Genomic DNA, 14,060 nt, shown 5'->3' on the forward strand with positions numbered 1-14,060 from the left:
TAATCAGTATTATAGGTAACTGATTTCATTGCAGTTTCAGGAGGTTGAGAGAGTAGGGGGGCTGGCAGTCCGGGGACGCAAATTGGCCCCGGAGGCCAGCCGACGCGCCCGACCAGGGACGCATCACCCCAATAGGGCCTGACTCGTAAAATACACCTGCGGGAGTAAGGGGTCAAGATATGGCGAGAGGGCGGTTTATTAGTGGTTTCGAGGCGGACATGATCCGGATCGGGCACGCGGCCGGAATCGACAATGCGACGATTGCCAGGGCGCTCGGGAGGACCAAAGCAGCGGTTGGAACCCATGTCCGACGGATGATCAAGGACGAGACAATCGGCAATCTTCCGACCTGCTACGCGGCCGACAAGCTGGCCGAAATGCTGAGGCGCGAAGGTGGTCGGAAATGACCAGGCGAGATCCTCATTGGAAGCGTAAGGGCTACGCCTCAGATGCTGAATACCGTGCGGCCTGCGCCGCAACCCGGCAGACCAAGAAGGCCGCAATGGCCGCGACTAGCGCCAAAGGAACAAGGCTTCTAATCCTTGAAAAGATGTGGAGCCGGGCTGAGTTTGACCGGCCCAGCGTCACCGTCACGCGAGAGCAACTGATGGCCGATACGGGCTGCTCGTTGGACAGCGTGAAGAGAGCGTTTCGGGCGCTGCGTGACGAAGGTTGCATCCGCCCCGCGCGGAACTGGAAGGGGGGGCGAGGTGTGCCAACGACCTGGCTTCTACGCGTCCCAGGTGCAGCGGACACCCCAGCCGACCACGAGGCTCACAGGGTCCAAGAGGCTCGCCAGAGGGACGCCGCGTGGCGGTTCCTGAGCGCGAAATATGGCCCATTGAAGGCGATGGAAATGATGGGACCGAGGGAAGATGAAAGCGCCTGTGGATAACTCCGGCGCCCAGAAATAAAAGGGGGTGCATCCTGCACCCTAAAGGGGGTGCAATTTGCATCTTAAAGGGGGTGCAATTTGCACCCCCCCTCCATGGTTCCCATAGGAACCACCCCCCGGCGCTTCGCTCCGGTAGGATACGAGGTGCCCGGCTAGTCGCCGGGCGAGATGGAAACCGGACGCCCTGGCGGGCCTCCGCTTTCTTCTGGTCGCGCCCTAATGGATACGCTGGCGCATGTTGCAACCGTGAATTGCTTAGAAGAGGGCAGGGTAGGGCAGGGGTGACACCCAGAAGCCCGAGAGGGCCGATTTCCGGGGGCAGGGGAGGCCTTGAGGGGTATTTGTGACCTCGGGTAGCCCGACAGGGGTGGACGCACTCCACGGGGCGGAAAATGGCTTCCCTCACGAAAGGTTATGTGATCACATATCCATGACGCTCACTCGCGTCAGAACTGAGAGGGACAATGAACGAACCAACCGGACTCGCGCAGCAAGCGCGGGCGCTCGCTAAGTCTGCCCAGGAGGTAAAATCCGCACCGTTCCTGGTGCGCGCCGAAATGGCCTCGGCCCTGGTGGATCGCATGGCGGAATTTCTGGTGGAAATGGCCGAGCGCGTGGACCGGATCACGCCGTACCTGGACGAACGGGAGGGGAGCGCGTGAGCTACTGGAAATGGATTGTCGACACGCCAGACCAGGAGAGGCCGCGCCGATACCTGCATCTGAGCAGCGCCATTGCCTACGCCGCCGAGCGCGCCCGCGCGCTCGCACCTGGTACAGTCAGGCTGGGCGAAATCGGGGGATGGGCGAATATCTGGGTCGCCTGGACGGATGGGCCGAAAATCTCGGGCCTCTACACCCACATTCAGCGCGGCGCGATCCTCGCCGCCTTCGACGAGGAGGGCGCGCCCAATGCCTAATGCCGTCACCCGTTCCGCGATCCTGGGCCGGATCGAATGCCCGTGCTGCAGCTCGCCCGTCGAGCTGAAGACCGACAAGCGCGGCAAGGCCTATCTGCATTGCAGCTCCTGGCGTCAGGACGCCAGCGGCACGGTCTACCCGTGCCACTTTCATGCGAAGTGGGGCACACGTGACAGCGCCGAGCTGGTCAAGCTCCACATGGGCACCGGGGGCATGAAAGCGCCCGACGCCGCAAACCTCACGCACTCCCCCCGCGAAAGCGCAAAAACCGAACGCACTACGACCGAAAGCGAGGCACCCCTTGAACATGAACCCGGCGAACCTGAACCGCATCCCGAGCGAAGCGCCCCCGCAACCGACACGGATGCAGGCCGCGACTTCCTCGGAAACTGACCAGCTCCACGCCACACCGCAGGCGGAAGCCGGGGGGCATGAGGACGAGCTTGCCGCGTACCTTCGGCGCATCGAAGTGCCCGACCTGGACGCCGACGGGCCTTCCCGACCGACCGCGCCGCGCGTCATGTCCGAAGGCCAGGAGATCGGAGAAGCGCCACCCGCGCCCCCGATTGACCAAGAAACCTTCTATGGCGTCGTCTTTTCGGCAGCCTTCAACGTGCCGGGCCTTGTCATGCCGCGCTTTGCGCCGCTGGCAATCCAGCCCGGCGAAGAGCCTACCGCGCGCGCGGCCTCTGATGCTTGTTACGAGCTGCTGCGGATCTACTACCCGCAAGCACTCCAGCCAGGCAGTGAAACCCTCGGGCACCTGCTGACCGCCGGGCCGTTCCTGGTCGCTAAGGCGCTTGTGGTGCGCACGATCATGCTTGAAATGCGGGCCGAGCGCGCGCGGCCGGCGAACCGGGACCAGGGCCCGGCCCAGGAGAAAGCGGACACGCAGGAGCGCGCGCCGGATCCGTCGCGCGCCTTCGACTTCATGGACGAGGAGCGGCAGGCGGCATGAGCGCAAGCAACGCAGGCCGGATCGGCATTTGGGGCGCGTCGGGGTCGGGCAAGTCGAGCCTGGCAAAGCAGATCCTCAAGGGGCGGGGGCGCGTCGTCGTCTTCGATCCCCTGGACGAGTACCAGGCGCAGCGCATGGCGCGGGTTTCCAACGGGCGGCAGCTCCTGGGCAAGATGGCAGAGAACGTGCGCGGGTTTCGCCTGGCATACGTGCCGCGCGCCGGTGCCGAAGCCGAACACCTGGACCAGCTCTGTGATACCCTCCTGGCCGCCCAGGCGATCTACAAGGACAGCGGCGGGCGGAAGGGCTGGCCTCTGACGCTGGTAGTTGAGGAAATGAACCTGAGCTTTCCCGTTCATGGCGGCGCTGAGAAATGCCCCGGCTTCGCCAATGTGTGCAGCCGGGGGCGGCACTTCGGAATCGAAGTCCTGGGCTTGTCTCAGCGCCTGGCCGAAGTCTCGACCAGGTTCCGGGGCAATTGCTCTGAAAGCTACGTCCTGCGCCAGAACGGGCCGCGCGATGTGAGCGCCGCCGCCGATGTGCTGGGGCAGGATCGCGGCACCGTCCAGGCACTCCGAAACCTCGAATACATCCACGAGAAAGCCGGGCAGATCGAGCGCGGCAAGATCACGTTCTAGGCCCTGTCCGGTCCTGTCTCGGACCTGTTGCGCCCCGGTTGCGGATACGTCCCGCAGCCGGGGCGCAATGCGTTTGTCTGGTCGCCTTCTGGGCCTCCACGTTGACCAGGCAAACAGCGGCAAGGGGGCCGTGACACATGCTGAAAACCATCGTTGCGGGGGTCGCCTCGGGGCTGATCGTCATTGCGATCACCAGCGCCATGAAGCGGCGCGAGGCCGCGACCGAAACGCAAACTGGCTACTGGGTTTAGGAGGCCCACAAGATGAAGAAAACCGATGTGAAAGGCGTGGCAATCGTCGCCGTTGGCGTCCTGATCGCTGGCGCGATCATGGCCCAATTCGCGGACGTGCCGGGCATCTCGAACGCCCGCCAGGGCTACGGCAACTAAGGGGGAGCTGATATGGCCAAGCCCATCAAGAAAATGCCGACGCCCCTGGGCATCGGCGCGGGTCAAACCGCATCCGTGCAGCTGCCCCTGGGCCTGACCTACGAGCGGTTGTACATCGAGATGAACGTGGACGCGGTGCCGCGCGATGTGCCGGTTGCGGACTGGGGTTCCTACATCGACGAAATCCGCCTCCTGGTCGATGGCGACACGAAAATTCAGATCACTGCCGCCGACCTGGTGAAGCTGAACAAGTACTACGGCCAGGCCATGAAAGCGGGCGTTCTGCCTCTCTTCCTGGCGCGGCCCTGGATGCAGACGATTGCGGGCCAGCAGCAGACCGCATACGGCACCAAAGGCGGCATCACGTCCTTTTCGCTGGAAATGGACCTGGCCGACGGGATCACCGTCAACAGCCTGAACGTCTACGCCATGCAGTCGCCGGGTCGCCCCTTCGGGCCGCACCTGCGCATGCAGCGCTACGTCCACAATCAGGGCGTCATCGGCGAGGCCGAAATCTCCGACATCATGCGCGGCGGCTACTCGATGTGCGCCATGCACGTCACCACCGACGATATCGGGGAAATCGAAATCCTCTGGGACAACCGGAAGATCCTGGAAATGTCCAAGAACATCCGCGCGGCCCACTACGATGTGATCGACCGGGTGCCGCAGGCAGGCTTCACGCACGTGGACTTCTTGGCAGAGAACATCCTGGCCGAAGCACTGCCCATGGCGGTTTCCGACTTCCGGCTGAAAGCCGACTTCACCGCCACCGGCAATTTCTCGATCTACACCGAGAGTGTACAGGGCCGAACCGCCGTCTGAGCGTAACCGCGCGCCCCTCATGGGGCGCGCCTGATCAACGAAAGGGACAAAATGGCTCTCTCCTTCGGCAATCCCGCCTGGACCACCGGCGGCACCGCCTCCGGCCCGAACCTGTCGTTCGGCGCCAATATTCCGGCTGTCGACCTCTGGTCGAGTCTGGGTCTCGACTTCGGCACCCCGGTTGGCGCCACCGGCACCACGGCAGCGGCGGCGGCTGGCGTCAATACGACCCAGCTGGACGGCCAAACCGGTTTCTTCGACGCCCTTTCCGGGTTCGGCTCTGCGATCCTGTCCGGGATGGGCGTCCAGCCCGAGGGGACCGCCACGGTTCAGCAAGCATCCTGGGGCGGCCAGCAGACCAGCGCGGCGGGCATTCCCTTGGATACCCTGCTGATGGTCGGGCTCGTCGGCGCTGGCATCTACTTCGCCTTCAAGAAGTAAGGGGGCGGCATGTCAGCAGCGGGGCCTATGCCGAGCCTTGGGCTCTCCCTTTCCTCGGGTCCGGCAATCTCGGACGCGCAGAGCGGGGGCAATTCCGTGACCTTCGCGCCGTTCTTCCAGGAACAGAACCGCAGCCTCGCGCAGCAGGTTCTGCCCTGGGCAATCGTGGGGGGCGCGCTGTGGCTTCTGATGCGCTGAAGCTGTGGTTTTCGCCCGTGTCCTGGTCAGACCAGATCGCGGCGGATCTCCGCAGTATCGCCGCCCATGATGAGCGCGACGTGTCGGCCTTCCGCCGCCAGGTCGAGGCGGGCGAAATGCAGGCCATGGATATCCTGGCAAACGGTCAGCGCGTCGGCTGCCTGGTGTGGTCGCTCGCCCATGAACCCGATGGCTGCGACCTGGTGCTCAACGCGGTCGCCGCGCGGCCGGTGGAAGGCGTGAGCCTGGCGCGCGAAGTCCTTTGGCGCTGGCGCGCAATGGCAAGGGGCTTGGGTGCCCGTCGCCTGCGGTGTTGGACGCAGCGCCCCGGCCTGGTTCGGATTTTGCAACAAGAGGGGGGCATTGCCTCCTACGTGGTCGAATTGGAGGCCTGACGAATGGGCAGCAGCAGCAGTAGCAGCAGCGCGACGACGAACAACACCCGCGACGGTCGAGTCGCGGGCGACAATGGCGCCCTGGGCGTCAGCGCCGAAGGCGACGTGTCCGTACACATGGTCGCGGATGAAGCCTTTGAGCTGGGCAAGGAGGCCCTGGCCGAATTTGCCGACCTGGCGCGCGGCGTGGTCGATATGGGTGGGCAGACCACTCAGACGGCCTCCGACGCGCTTTCCCTGGCACTGCACCAGACCCAGCAGGCCGGGCGCACCGAGGGCGCGCAGCTCTCCGACCAACTGATTAAGATCGGCATCCCTGCGGCGGCTCTGGCCTTCGCCGTGTCGAAAATCTGGGGGAAGTAATGGCGGACGTCAGCTATACCACGCGAGAGCTTGTCATCCCTGCGGGCGGCTCCATCGAGACTTTCCGGGATGCCTCCTTCGTGACCTGCCTGGAGGCACAGGCACCTTTCAAGATCGCTTTCGAGGGCGGGCAATCCTCGGACTTTGAAGCGGGCTTGACCCTTACGCCGTCCGGCGGGCTTCGCACCATGGAGCTTCGGAACACCGGCGCAACTGACAACCGGGTCAAGCTGGCCTTTGGCAAGGGCGAAATTCAGGACAGCCGCCTTACCCTGGGCGGATCCATCGCGGCCAATATCGAACCGGGCGACATGTTCAACACTCCGCTGCCGGTGTCTGCTGGCGACGCCGCGGTTACGCTCCTGGCCGCGGCCAACAGCAACCGGGCGGAATTGATCCTGGCCAACGACGGCGCGGGCAAGGTCTATATCGGCGGCACAGCGGCAGCGGTGGCCGGGCAGGGGCTTCCCCTGGCCGTTGGCCAGGCGCTTTCCCTGGACACGTCCGCAGCGGTCTACGCGCGCAATGACAGCGGCAGCGCCGTGAGCATCTGCGTGGCCGAAATCGAAAGGGGCGCGTGATGAGTGGTTTTAGCGCACCGCCGCCGAGTCTGCCGCTTTCCCTGGCCGACGCGCCGACCGGCGAAGAACTGAGCCTTGAGCATGTCGGGGCCGGTCTCGCCGGGATCTTCTGGCGTGGGGTCAAGATGCTGGAATTCGGCATGTCGCTGACCGACATGAACGGGAACGAAATTCAGGCACCCCTGGGGATGGCCGGAGAGACTTGGCAGAGCGTCAGCCGCAGCAACAACACCAACTACCACAACACCACCGGGCGCCCGATCGTGGTGACTTTCACCGGCAACGGCGCAAATGTGCGCGTCTCCACTGATGCCGCCAATTGGGTGACTGTCGGGGCCTCGGGCGGCGGCACGACCTCGCACACGGGCACCACGATTTACCAGGCGCGCGGCAGCGCGATCATTCCGCCCAACCATTACTACCGCTTCAGCAGCGCAAGCGATTTCGCGGAGCTTCGCCAATGACCGAAAAGCACTTCTGGCACCCTGCGCTTGGCTACTTCGTCGCTATCGACTGCGCGGCAAGATCGGTGACGTTGCCCGATGGTCAACTCGTCGAGCTCCGGCCCGAGATCACGGCGGCAGACTACCCGGCAGGCACCATAGAGGTGCCGCCGCGCCCGACGCCCGAGCACACGTGGGACGGGGCTGAGTGGCAAGCACCGCCGCCCGAGCCGGAGGAAGCGCCATGAGCGGACGCGGGGGCCTTGCGGCTGTCATGTTCCTGGGCGCTGGCTTCCTGATCTGGAAGCAGCAGGCCGAAGGCATGAGCGCCACCGGCGCGCCCATGGTGGGTGCCGGTGACGAATACTCGAACGGCACCGCCATGGACGCCTATTCGGCGTGGCAGGCCGACCAGCAGCAGCAACAGCAACAGCAATCGGGGGGCCAAATGGGCTTCAATTTCGCACCTCTCCTGGGCTGGGTCCTGGGCAAGATCGGATCGGGCGGCTTTGGTAAAAACTCGGGCGGCAGCTCGGGCACCGGATCGCCGCTGCCTGGGCATTCCTGGGGAAGTGACAGCGGCGCAGTGGCGACGGGCGGAGGCGCGAGCGCGGGCGGTTCCGCCGGGGCCTTCAATGTCCAGAACATTCTGGACCTGATCGGCAGCGCAGAAGCGCCGGGCGGCTACAACCAGGTGTACGGCGGATCGAAGCTCAGCCCGCCGCGTCCCATCACCACGATGACCGTGGGCGAGGTGCTCAACTGGCAGGATAGCAGCGTCGCCGCCGGGTCGGCATCGAGCGCGGCAGGTCGCTATCAGGTGATCCGGGGCACGCTCCGGGATCAGGTGCGACAGGGCACGGTTTCGCTTTCCGATACCTTCGACGCGAACACCCAGGACCGCATTGCGGTCAGCCTGATGGAGGCGCAGGGCCTCAACTCCTACCAGTCGGGCAACATGTCCGCCGAGGACTTCGGCAATCGCCTGGCACGTGTCTGGGCCGGTCTGCCGGTGCTGACCGGGACCAAGGCGGGACGCTCCTACTATGACGGCTATGCGGGCAACAGCGCCACCGTCAGCACGTCGAGCGTACTCAACGCGCTGCGCCAGGCGTCGGGGCAGTGGGTCTGATGGTTGCGCCGATCATCTGGGGCGGGCTGGCCGTCGCTGGCGTCCTGGGCGCTGGCTGGGCCGCTCATGAGGCCGGAGACGCTGCCGAGAGCGGGGCCAAGCTTGCCAAGTGGGTCACGGTCGCCGGTGGCCTCTATGTGAGCTACCGCGCCCTGAAAGCCTCGGGGGCGCTCAAGTGACCGCCGAGCTCCTGGACGCCGCGCAGGCTGGCCTATCGCTGATCACCGCCGCCGGTGTCGGGGGGATCTGGTTTCGCCTGGGAATGGCCCTGGCGAAGACCGAGAGCCTAGAGCGGCGCATGAGCGCGGCAGAGGAACGTCTTGCAACCATCGAAAACGAAAGGAAATTTCATGCTCAAAGCCATGTTGCTGCGTAAGGCGGGCGGGGCGATCATCCGCCACGCTGCCACGGTCGCCGCCGGGTTTCTCCTGGCAAACGGCTACGCCGATGCGGAAGCCGCGCAGCAGATCGCGGGCGCGCTGACCGGGGCCGGTGCCCTGGGTCTCTCCATCGCAGAGAAGCGCAGCGCCCTGAAATCGCTTTGGTAACAACGCACTATGCGGCGTCTTGGCCTCGGCGCTTTAAGCTCCGGGGCTTTTCCTTGCCTTAGTTACCGTTCCCGCTGTCCTGGTCTTCGAGCTTACGGGGGTTGACGGTAAATAAACTTAACGTCTAGATGTGGTGTCAGAGCTCAGGCAAAGGGGCAATCTTGGTATCCTGCAAAGTGCGATAATCAGTATTATGTAAATATTTGGTTAATGCAGAGAGCGCTCGGACAACAGCGATACACGAGAACATCCTTGAGCCTCTGGCTACACTCTGCAGCGCATGTAGCTATCTTGAAACAGAAATCCTCACCCGAGAGGTCCGCGATATCGCACTGTGTTCTCTCCCCCAAGCCAGAGCCGGGATCCCGGTGATCCTGAGACAGAGCTTCGCGCACCTAAGAACTACTCCGACGCTACGCTCCTACGCTCAAAACGGAATGCTCCTAAAGACTGCAAGGCAACCCCATGCGAAGTCTCAGCCCGTCGGTACCTACACGAGGTCGGGACCAACCAGCCCCGGCCTGGGATTCTCAGAACAGCTCGACGCCATTGCGCTCTTCCCGCTCGGGCTTCGGTGCCGTGGCAACCACTTCGGGCGCTGCGGCGACGGTCCGCTGCATCACGCGCCCCTCGTCGACGATGAACTTGATCTGGCGCGCCGAGGTGCCGCCAAGGCTCTTGCCAATCAACGGGATGCCTTCGCGTTCGAGGAACTCGATCACGAAGCTCCCGTTGGTATGCCCGATGTCGGAAAGACCGTTGATCATGTTGGCGCCGCCGAACACTTTGGCGTTGAGCCGCGACCTGACCGCACCTAAACGCACCAGTCCATTGATCAGCAGCTCCATCGCGTTGACGCCGGCAAAGTCATTGACCCCGAGTGCGGTATGAGAGCGCGCGACCAGGATGTGGTTCATCCCGCCAACGCCGCGCACCGGGTCCCATATACAAGTGGCGACACAACTTCCCAGAATGGTCGTGATCATCCCGCCCTTCACGTCTGAGACGGCCCATTCGCCCTGTGTTATGTTAATGTGTGGGCCATTGCCTCTTGCCTGTTTCACATTCTGCTCCCGTCAGCTTCGTCGGCTATCGCATGAGGCGCAGATGGACTGCGCGACCCGGTCCAGAGGCAATTGTTCATCCAGAACGCCCAACTCCGCCGCCGCGCGCGGCATGCCGTAAACCACGCTCGTCGCCTCGTCCTGACCGATGCAATAGGCACCTCTTTCCTTCAGCGCCTTCATTCCCGAAGCGCCATCCTTGCCGATGCCCGTCAAGAGCACCGACACCACGTTCTCGGCCACGTCGACCGCCGACAGGAAGAGCTCATCCACCGATGGGATATGCCCATTTCGCTTCGGCGCAGCGATCCCCATGATCTGGTACCCACGGCCTGCGCGGCGGATTCCCGTGTGTTCATTGCCACCCGGCGCAAGGTAGATATGCCCTTGCTCCAGCGTTGTGCCATCCATGGCCAGCTGCACGATTTGCGGCAGGATGTCATCGAGCCGTCGTGCGAAGCTCACCAGGAAGCTCTCGGGCATATGTTGCGAGATCACGATCGGAGGGGTGTTCCGCGGCATGCGTCGCAGCACGGTCTCGACCGCGGCAACACCGCCGGTGGAAGCTCCGACCAGCACGATCTTTCCGTTCCAGCGCCCGAATTCGGCTTGCGGCGCATGTTCGTCACGGTCCGGGACCTGGGTGGCGTCCGTCCCGCGCTTGAAGCGCTTCGCCGTCTTGACCCGCGAAACCAATTTCTCCAACCCATCGGCCGTGACCCCGCTGACTGGCTTTGGCAGCACGTCAACCGCGCCGAGAGACAGCGCCCGCACCGCATTTTCGCTGCCCTGCTGGGTCACCGAGGAGAACATCACGACCGGCATCGGACGAAGCCGCATCAGGCGTTCAAGGAAGTCCAGGCCCGACATGCGCGGCATCTCGACGTCCAGGGTCAGCACGTCCGGGTCCAGCTTCTTGATCATCTCGCGGGCCATATAGGCATCATTGGCGACACCGACGACCTCGATTGTCGGATCCGTACTCAACGCGTGGCGGATCAGGCTCTGCACCGAAGGCTGGTCGTCCACGATCAACACGCGGGTCTTGTCTTGCGGGCTCGACAGGTTCATCGAAACTCCATCCGGTCTGAGGCTTCGGGATCATCGCGTTTCAGAAATCTTCCCAGTCACTTGCTTCCGGCGTGGCACGTGGCGCCACGGCCAGGTTGCCCTGGACACTCGGAACCGCCGAGGGTCGCCTGGCAGGCGGCGAACTGGCCTTGCTGCGGCTTGGCAGCGGCGCTGTCTCCTCTCCAACACGGAAGTGGCCAATGGTTTCCGCGAGACTTGTGGCCCGACGCGCCAGCTCGTGGCTGGCCGAGGTCGTTTCCTCGAACATGGCGGCATTCTGCTGCGTCACATGATCGATCTGGTTTACCGCCGAGTTCACCTGGTTCAGACCGATACTCTGTTCCTTGCCCGCCTGCGCGATCTCGGCGATGTAGTCCGAAATCTCGGAGATCGAGCTTACGATCTTCTTCAGGGTTTCACCGGTAACGCCAACCAGCTCGACCCCGCGGGAGACATGTTGACCTGAAACAGTTATCAGCTGGTTGATCTCTGCGGCGGCATTTGCGCAGCGCTGCGCCAGGGCGCGCACTTCCGTGGCCACAACGGCAAAGCCCCTGCCTGCCTCCCCTGCCCTCGCGGCCTCGACCCCGGCGTTGAGCGCCAGGAGATTGGTCTGGAAGGAGATGTCGTCGATCACCGAGATCACCTTGACGATCTCCTTGGAGGAGGCCGAAATCTCGGCCATTGCGGTCTCGGCCTCGTCGACGATGGAGCCACTCTCTTCGGCCCGCGCGCGGGCCTCGGTCACCACCTGGTTGGCACGGGCCGCGCCATCGGCGGTCTGACCGATGTTCGTGGTCAGCTCATCCAGGCTCGAGGCTGTGTCTTGCAGGGTCATCGCCTGGCGCTCGGTCCTGACCGACATCTCATCGGCGGCCTTCACGATCTCGGCGGTTTCATTGTGCATGGCGTTGGTCTGCTGGGCGATATTGGCCATGGCGCGGGTCAGGTTCTCGAGCGCGTCGTTGAAATCGGTCCGCAACTGCTCGTATTCCGGGGCGAAAGGTGTGTTGAGGCGCGAGGTCAGATCGCCGCTGGAAATGTCGCGCATGCCGACCCGCAGTGCCTCGACCACGCTCTGCTGCGCCTCCTGCATCGCCTTCTGACGCGCCTCGGCCTCGCGCAGCAACTGCTGCGCCGCGGTGACGTCCGAGCCGATCAGGGTCATGCCGGTGGTGTCGCCGCGCCGGTCTGTGATCGGGTAGATGCCGCCTTCGACCAAGGCATCGTCCTGACCCTTGCGGCTGATGACAAAGCGACCCTGGACGGTTTCGCCCCTCATGACCTGGGCATGCAGATCACCTTCGCCGCCTTCGAGATGGATGTGATCGGTAAAGCGCTGACCAAGCACCGCTTCGGCCTGCACACCGGCCAGATCGAGGTAGTTGTCGTTCAGCCTGAGGAACATGCCCCGCGCATCGCATTCCGCGAAGATTTGTCCGCTGTCGATAGCATTCAGGACAGCGGTGCGCCGGCGCAGCTCGGTCACGTCGATCCACTCCACAACGAGGCCGCAGAAGGTCTTCTCGCTGTCCCAGACCGCGTTCAGCTCGATCTGCACGCGGGCATCGCCGACGCGGATGTCTGTGCGGAACGGCAGGCGTTCCGGCTTGTTGATCAGGGCGCGGATCTGGTCGGGTTTGCCGTGGAAGATATCCATGTTGACGCCGATCAGGGCATCGGGGTCGAAGCTGGCCTGTATCTTGCGGAACTCGTTGACCTGCCCGCGCATCATCTCTCGCACGGCGTCATTCATGTAGGTGATGTTGAAGTCATCATCCGTGATCATCAGCGCCGCCGACGTCGACGCCAGTGCGGCGCTCTGGAAGGCCATGTCGCGCTGCATGGCCTGCGTTTCCAGAAGCTTGCCCCGGAGCGCATCGAGCGAGCGCGAGATCGCACCAAGCTCGTCGCCCCGCGCCACATGGGGGACCGGCGTCGCGTAGTCTTCCTGGCTGACCGCAGCGATACTTCCCGAGAGGTCACGCAACGGGCGCGTAACGCTCAGGGCGATAAAGGTGCCGATCACCGCGGCGAGGAGCAGGATGATCGTGCCATAGGTCAGGGTCGATCCGAGGACACCCGAGACCGCCTCGAGCATTTCCGCCTCGGCCATCTGGACGACGCAGATCCACCGCTGGCCGAAGACATCCGCCGGAGCGAAGCCGGTGGCCTGGCCCTCGATGAGGCTTTGAGCCAAGGGCGCCAGGGTAACTCCGCTTGAGCCCGCGAGCGCCGTTTGCAGGGGCGAGGCAGCATCGGGAGCCGAGCCGCCCCAGTTCGCGGCCGGCGTTCGGGCGATCCCGTCCGCGCCGATCACGAAATCGGTGCCGGTTTCACCCAACCCGCCCAGGCGTCCGAGGTTGCTCATGATGGTGGCCGCGGTGATCCGATAGGCGATGGCACCGAGGGTCACATCTTCCCCCTGCATCACAGGGGCGATCAGGAAGGCAGAGCTCTGCCCGGTTGATCCGTAGCCTGAGAAATCGACGAAAGTTGTTTCGTTTCCGCCCTCTGCGTCCAGAACCTCAAGCAGGGTTTCAAAGAATGGCACGCCTGGGTGGTCCTTGGCGCTGGCAGCGTAATCCTCTGCCTTCTGGACGGAATAGACCACCTCTCCGGCGGGGTTGAAGAGGATCACGTCGGCATATGCGCCGCGCCGTGCAACCCCTTCAAAATGGCTGTGAAAACGCGAATGGATACGGGAATAGACCGAACCGTCCGCCGGATCGACAAGGGCCGCCCCCTGCTCTGCGGGAAAGAGATCCCGCAGCCGGTCGGCGGCCTCCGGGCCGAGGGTTTGCCAGGCCGCGTTGAAGCTACGCAGGGCGTTTTTGACCAAGGGGTTGTGCGCCTGGATCTCGAGATCCGTGGTGGCCTCTGCCGACCAGTTCTCCAGCGCTTCCGAGCGCGCCTCTGCGATCTGCAGCAATTCGCTTTCGCCGTTCTCGATCAGCGTGTGCTTGGCCGAGGAATAGGTGAGATACCCCATGAATCCCAGCGACATGGCCACGATCAGGAAGAATGCTGCCGGTAGACGCAAGGCGATGCGCACTCTTGAAATACCCATATGTTTCCCCTGAAAGCCCGAGTTCCAAGCAAGTTACCTTTGCCCCGCCAGAGCGACGGGATCCGGCTCGGTATGGGCGAGAGCCGTGAAGATTGCTTTAATCCGCACAGGTGTTTCGCGGTGAGAGCC

The 14,060-nt window shown here is 63.9% G+C and carries 21 protein-coding genes; 18 read left to right on the forward strand and 3 right to left on the reverse strand.

The window, feature by feature from the left end; genetic code table 11:
* Positions 1-218: 218 nt before the first annotated feature.
* The 18 genes from CRO50_RS12060 to CRO50_RS12145 all read left to right on the forward strand — a co-directional run bounded on the left by CRO50_RS12060 (position 219) and on the right by CRO50_RS12145 (position 8,726).
* Positions 219-407 carry a hypothetical protein gene (locus tag CRO50_RS12060; protein ID WP_143516909.1) on the forward strand — a complete coding sequence of 63 codons (189 nt, stop codon included), beginning with the start codon at positions 219-221 and terminating at the stop codon, positions 405-407.
* Positions 408-1,359: 952 nt separating this feature from the next.
* Positions 1,360-1,557: a hypothetical protein gene (locus CRO50_RS12070; RefSeq protein ID WP_097146172.1), complete on the forward strand. Its 198-nt coding sequence runs from the start codon at positions 1,360-1,362 to the stop codon at positions 1,555-1,557.
* Positions 1,554-1,814, forward strand: a complete 261-nt coding sequence (locus CRO50_RS12075) for a hypothetical protein (protein ID WP_097146173.1) — start codon at positions 1,554-1,556, stop codon at positions 1,812-1,814. Before CRO50_RS12070 ends, CRO50_RS12075 begins: the two co-directional genes overlap by 4 nt.
* Positions 1,807-2,208 carry a hypothetical protein gene (locus CRO50_RS12080; protein WP_097146174.1) on the forward strand — a complete coding sequence of 134 codons (402 nt, stop codon included), beginning with the start codon at positions 1,807-1,809 and terminating at the stop codon, positions 2,206-2,208. The genes CRO50_RS12075 and CRO50_RS12080 overlap by 8 nt, the downstream gene beginning before the upstream one ends.
* A complete protein-coding gene (locus tag CRO50_RS12085; protein ID WP_143516910.1) occupies positions 2,117-2,773 on the forward strand; it encodes a hypothetical protein in 657 nt (218 codons plus the stop codon). The genes CRO50_RS12080 and CRO50_RS12085 overlap by 92 nt, the downstream gene beginning before the upstream one ends.
* Positions 2,770-3,411 carry a helicase HerA domain-containing protein gene (locus tag CRO50_RS12090; protein WP_097146176.1) on the forward strand — a complete coding sequence of 214 codons (642 nt, stop codon included), beginning with the start codon at positions 2,770-2,772 and terminating at the stop codon, positions 3,409-3,411. Before CRO50_RS12085 ends, CRO50_RS12090 begins: the two co-directional genes overlap by 4 nt.
* A 263-nt stretch (positions 3,412-3,674) precedes the next feature.
* Positions 3,675-3,800 (forward strand): hypothetical protein, encoded by a 126-nt coding sequence (locus CRO50_RS20480; RefSeq protein WP_269778121.1) that lies wholly within the window; start codon positions 3,675-3,677, stop codon positions 3,798-3,800.
* Between the two features lie 12 nt (positions 3,801-3,812).
* Positions 3,813-4,625 carry a major capsid protein P2 gene (locus CRO50_RS12095; RefSeq protein ID WP_097146177.1) on the forward strand — a complete coding sequence of 271 codons (813 nt, stop codon included), beginning with the start codon at positions 3,813-3,815 and terminating at the stop codon, positions 4,623-4,625.
* A 51-nt stretch (positions 4,626-4,676) separates the two neighbouring features.
* A complete protein-coding gene (locus tag CRO50_RS12100; protein WP_097146178.1) occupies positions 4,677-5,066 on the forward strand; it encodes a hypothetical protein in 390 nt (129 codons plus the stop codon).
* Between the two features lie 179 nt (positions 5,067-5,245).
* Positions 5,246-5,659: a hypothetical protein gene (locus tag CRO50_RS12105; protein WP_097146179.1), complete on the forward strand. Its 414-nt coding sequence runs from the start codon at positions 5,246-5,248 to the stop codon at positions 5,657-5,659.
* A 3-nt stretch (positions 5,660-5,662) separates the two neighbouring features.
* Complete coding sequence (locus CRO50_RS12110) at positions 5,663-6,022, forward strand: hypothetical protein (protein ID WP_097146180.1); 360 nt, start codon at positions 5,663-5,665, stop codon at positions 6,020-6,022.
* Entirely contained in the window at positions 6,022-6,603 is a 582-nt protein-coding gene (locus CRO50_RS12115) for a hypothetical protein (protein WP_097146181.1), read from the forward strand. Before CRO50_RS12110 ends, CRO50_RS12115 begins: the two co-directional genes overlap by 1 nt.
* The gene (locus CRO50_RS12120) at positions 6,603-7,067 is read left to right on the forward strand and encodes a hypothetical protein (RefSeq protein ID WP_097146182.1); all 465 of its coding nucleotides are present in this window, start codon (positions 6,603-6,605) and stop codon (positions 7,065-7,067) included. Before CRO50_RS12115 ends, CRO50_RS12120 begins: the two co-directional genes overlap by 1 nt.
* Positions 7,064-7,294, forward strand: a complete 231-nt coding sequence (locus tag CRO50_RS12125; protein ID WP_097146183.1) for a hypothetical protein — start codon at positions 7,064-7,066, stop codon at positions 7,292-7,294. Before CRO50_RS12120 ends, CRO50_RS12125 begins: the two co-directional genes overlap by 4 nt.
* Entirely contained in the window at positions 7,291-8,178 is an 888-nt protein-coding gene (locus CRO50_RS12130; protein ID WP_097146184.1) for a lysozyme family protein, read from the forward strand. The genes CRO50_RS12125 and CRO50_RS12130 overlap by 4 nt, the downstream gene beginning before the upstream one ends.
* Positions 8,178-8,357, forward strand: a complete 180-nt coding sequence (locus CRO50_RS12135) for a hypothetical protein (protein WP_143516911.1) — start codon at positions 8,178-8,180, stop codon at positions 8,355-8,357. The genes CRO50_RS12130 and CRO50_RS12135 overlap by 1 nt, the downstream gene beginning before the upstream one ends.
* On the forward strand, positions 8,354-8,554 hold the full coding sequence (locus CRO50_RS12140; protein WP_097146186.1) for a hypothetical protein: 201 nt from the start codon (positions 8,354-8,356) through the stop codon (positions 8,552-8,554). Before CRO50_RS12135 ends, CRO50_RS12140 begins: the two co-directional genes overlap by 4 nt.
* Positions 8,529-8,726: a Pam3-gp28 family putative phage holin gene (locus CRO50_RS12145; RefSeq protein WP_143516912.1), complete on the forward strand. Its 198-nt coding sequence runs from the start codon at positions 8,529-8,531 to the stop codon at positions 8,724-8,726. The genes CRO50_RS12140 and CRO50_RS12145 overlap by 26 nt, the downstream gene beginning before the upstream one ends.
* A gap of 530 nt (positions 8,727-9,256) precedes the next feature.
* On the opposite strand, the gene CRO50_RS12150 is transcribed toward CRO50_RS12145, so the two are convergent.
* From CRO50_RS12150 to CRO50_RS12160, 3 genes are all read right to left on the reverse strand, one after another.
* A complete protein-coding gene (locus CRO50_RS12150; RefSeq protein ID WP_097146188.1) occupies positions 9,257-9,712 on the reverse strand; it encodes a chemotaxis protein CheD in 456 nt (151 codons plus the stop codon).
* Between the two features lie 90 nt (positions 9,713-9,802).
* Positions 9,803-10,861, reverse strand: coding sequence for a protein-glutamate methylesterase/protein-glutamine glutaminase (locus CRO50_RS12155; RefSeq protein ID WP_097146189.1), 1,059 nt, complete (start codon positions 10,859-10,861; stop codon positions 9,803-9,805).
* 40 nt (positions 10,862-10,901) lie between these two features.
* Positions 10,902-13,931, reverse strand: coding sequence for a methyl-accepting chemotaxis protein (locus CRO50_RS12160; protein ID WP_097146190.1), 3,030 nt, complete (start codon positions 13,929-13,931; stop codon positions 10,902-10,904).
* Between the last annotated feature and the right edge of the window lie 129 nt (positions 13,932-14,060).

The sequence above is a fragment of the Pseudooceanicola antarcticus genome (genome assembly GCF_900215355.1).
Lineage (GTDB): Bacteria > Pseudomonadota > Alphaproteobacteria > Rhodobacterales > Rhodobacteraceae > Pseudooceanicola > Pseudooceanicola antarcticus.

Bases quoted from the DNA above. Each gene is read 5' to 3' on its own strand.
- CRO50_RS12060 (WP_143516909.1), top strand. From the start codon at position 219: ATGATCCGGATCGGGCACGCGGCCGGAATCGACAATGCGACGATTGCC.
- CRO50_RS12070 (WP_097146172.1), top strand. From the start codon at position 1,360: ATGAACGAACCAACCGGACTCGCGCAGCAAGCGCGGGCGCTCGCTAAG.
- CRO50_RS12080 (WP_097146174.1), top strand. From the start codon at position 1,807: ATGCCTAATGCCGTCACCCGTTCCGCGATCCTGGGCCGGATCGAATGC.
- CRO50_RS12090 (WP_097146176.1), top strand. From the start codon at position 2,770: ATGAGCGCAAGCAACGCAGGCCGGATCGGCATTTGGGGCGCGTCGGGG.
- CRO50_RS20480 (WP_269778121.1), top strand. From the start codon at position 3,675: ATGAAGAAAACCGATGTGAAAGGCGTGGCAATCGTCGCCGTTGGCGTC.
- CRO50_RS12095 (WP_097146177.1), top strand. From the start codon at position 3,813: ATGGCCAAGCCCATCAAGAAAATGCCGACGCCCCTGGGCATCGGCGCG.
- CRO50_RS12100 (WP_097146178.1), top strand. From the start codon at position 4,677: ATGGCTCTCTCCTTCGGCAATCCCGCCTGGACCACCGGCGGCACCGCC.
- CRO50_RS12110 (WP_097146180.1), top strand. From the start codon at position 5,663: ATGGGCAGCAGCAGCAGTAGCAGCAGCGCGACGACGAACAACACCCGC.
- CRO50_RS12115 (WP_097146181.1), top strand. From the start codon at position 6,022: ATGGCGGACGTCAGCTATACCACGCGAGAGCTTGTCATCCCTGCGGGC.
- CRO50_RS12120 (WP_097146182.1), top strand. From the start codon at position 6,603: ATGAGTGGTTTTAGCGCACCGCCGCCGAGTCTGCCGCTTTCCCTGGCC.
- CRO50_RS12125 (WP_097146183.1), top strand. From the start codon at position 7,064: ATGACCGAAAAGCACTTCTGGCACCCTGCGCTTGGCTACTTCGTCGCT.
- CRO50_RS12130 (WP_097146184.1), top strand. From the start codon at position 7,291: ATGAGCGGACGCGGGGGCCTTGCGGCTGTCATGTTCCTGGGCGCTGGC.
- CRO50_RS12135 (WP_143516911.1), top strand. From the start codon at position 8,178: ATGGTTGCGCCGATCATCTGGGGCGGGCTGGCCGTCGCTGGCGTCCTG.
- CRO50_RS12145 (WP_143516912.1), top strand. From the start codon at position 8,529: ATGCTCAAAGCCATGTTGCTGCGTAAGGCGGGCGGGGCGATCATCCGC.
- CRO50_RS12150 (WP_097146188.1), bottom strand. From the start codon at position 9,712: ATGATCACGACCATTCTGGGAAGTTGTGTCGCCACTTGTATATGGGAC.
- CRO50_RS12155 (WP_097146189.1), bottom strand. From the start codon at position 10,861: ATGAACCTGTCGAGCCCGCAAGACAAGACCCGCGTGTTGATCGTGGAC.
- CRO50_RS12160 (WP_097146190.1), bottom strand. From the start codon at position 13,931: ATGGGTATTTCAAGAGTGCGCATCGCCTTGCGTCTACCGGCAGCATTC.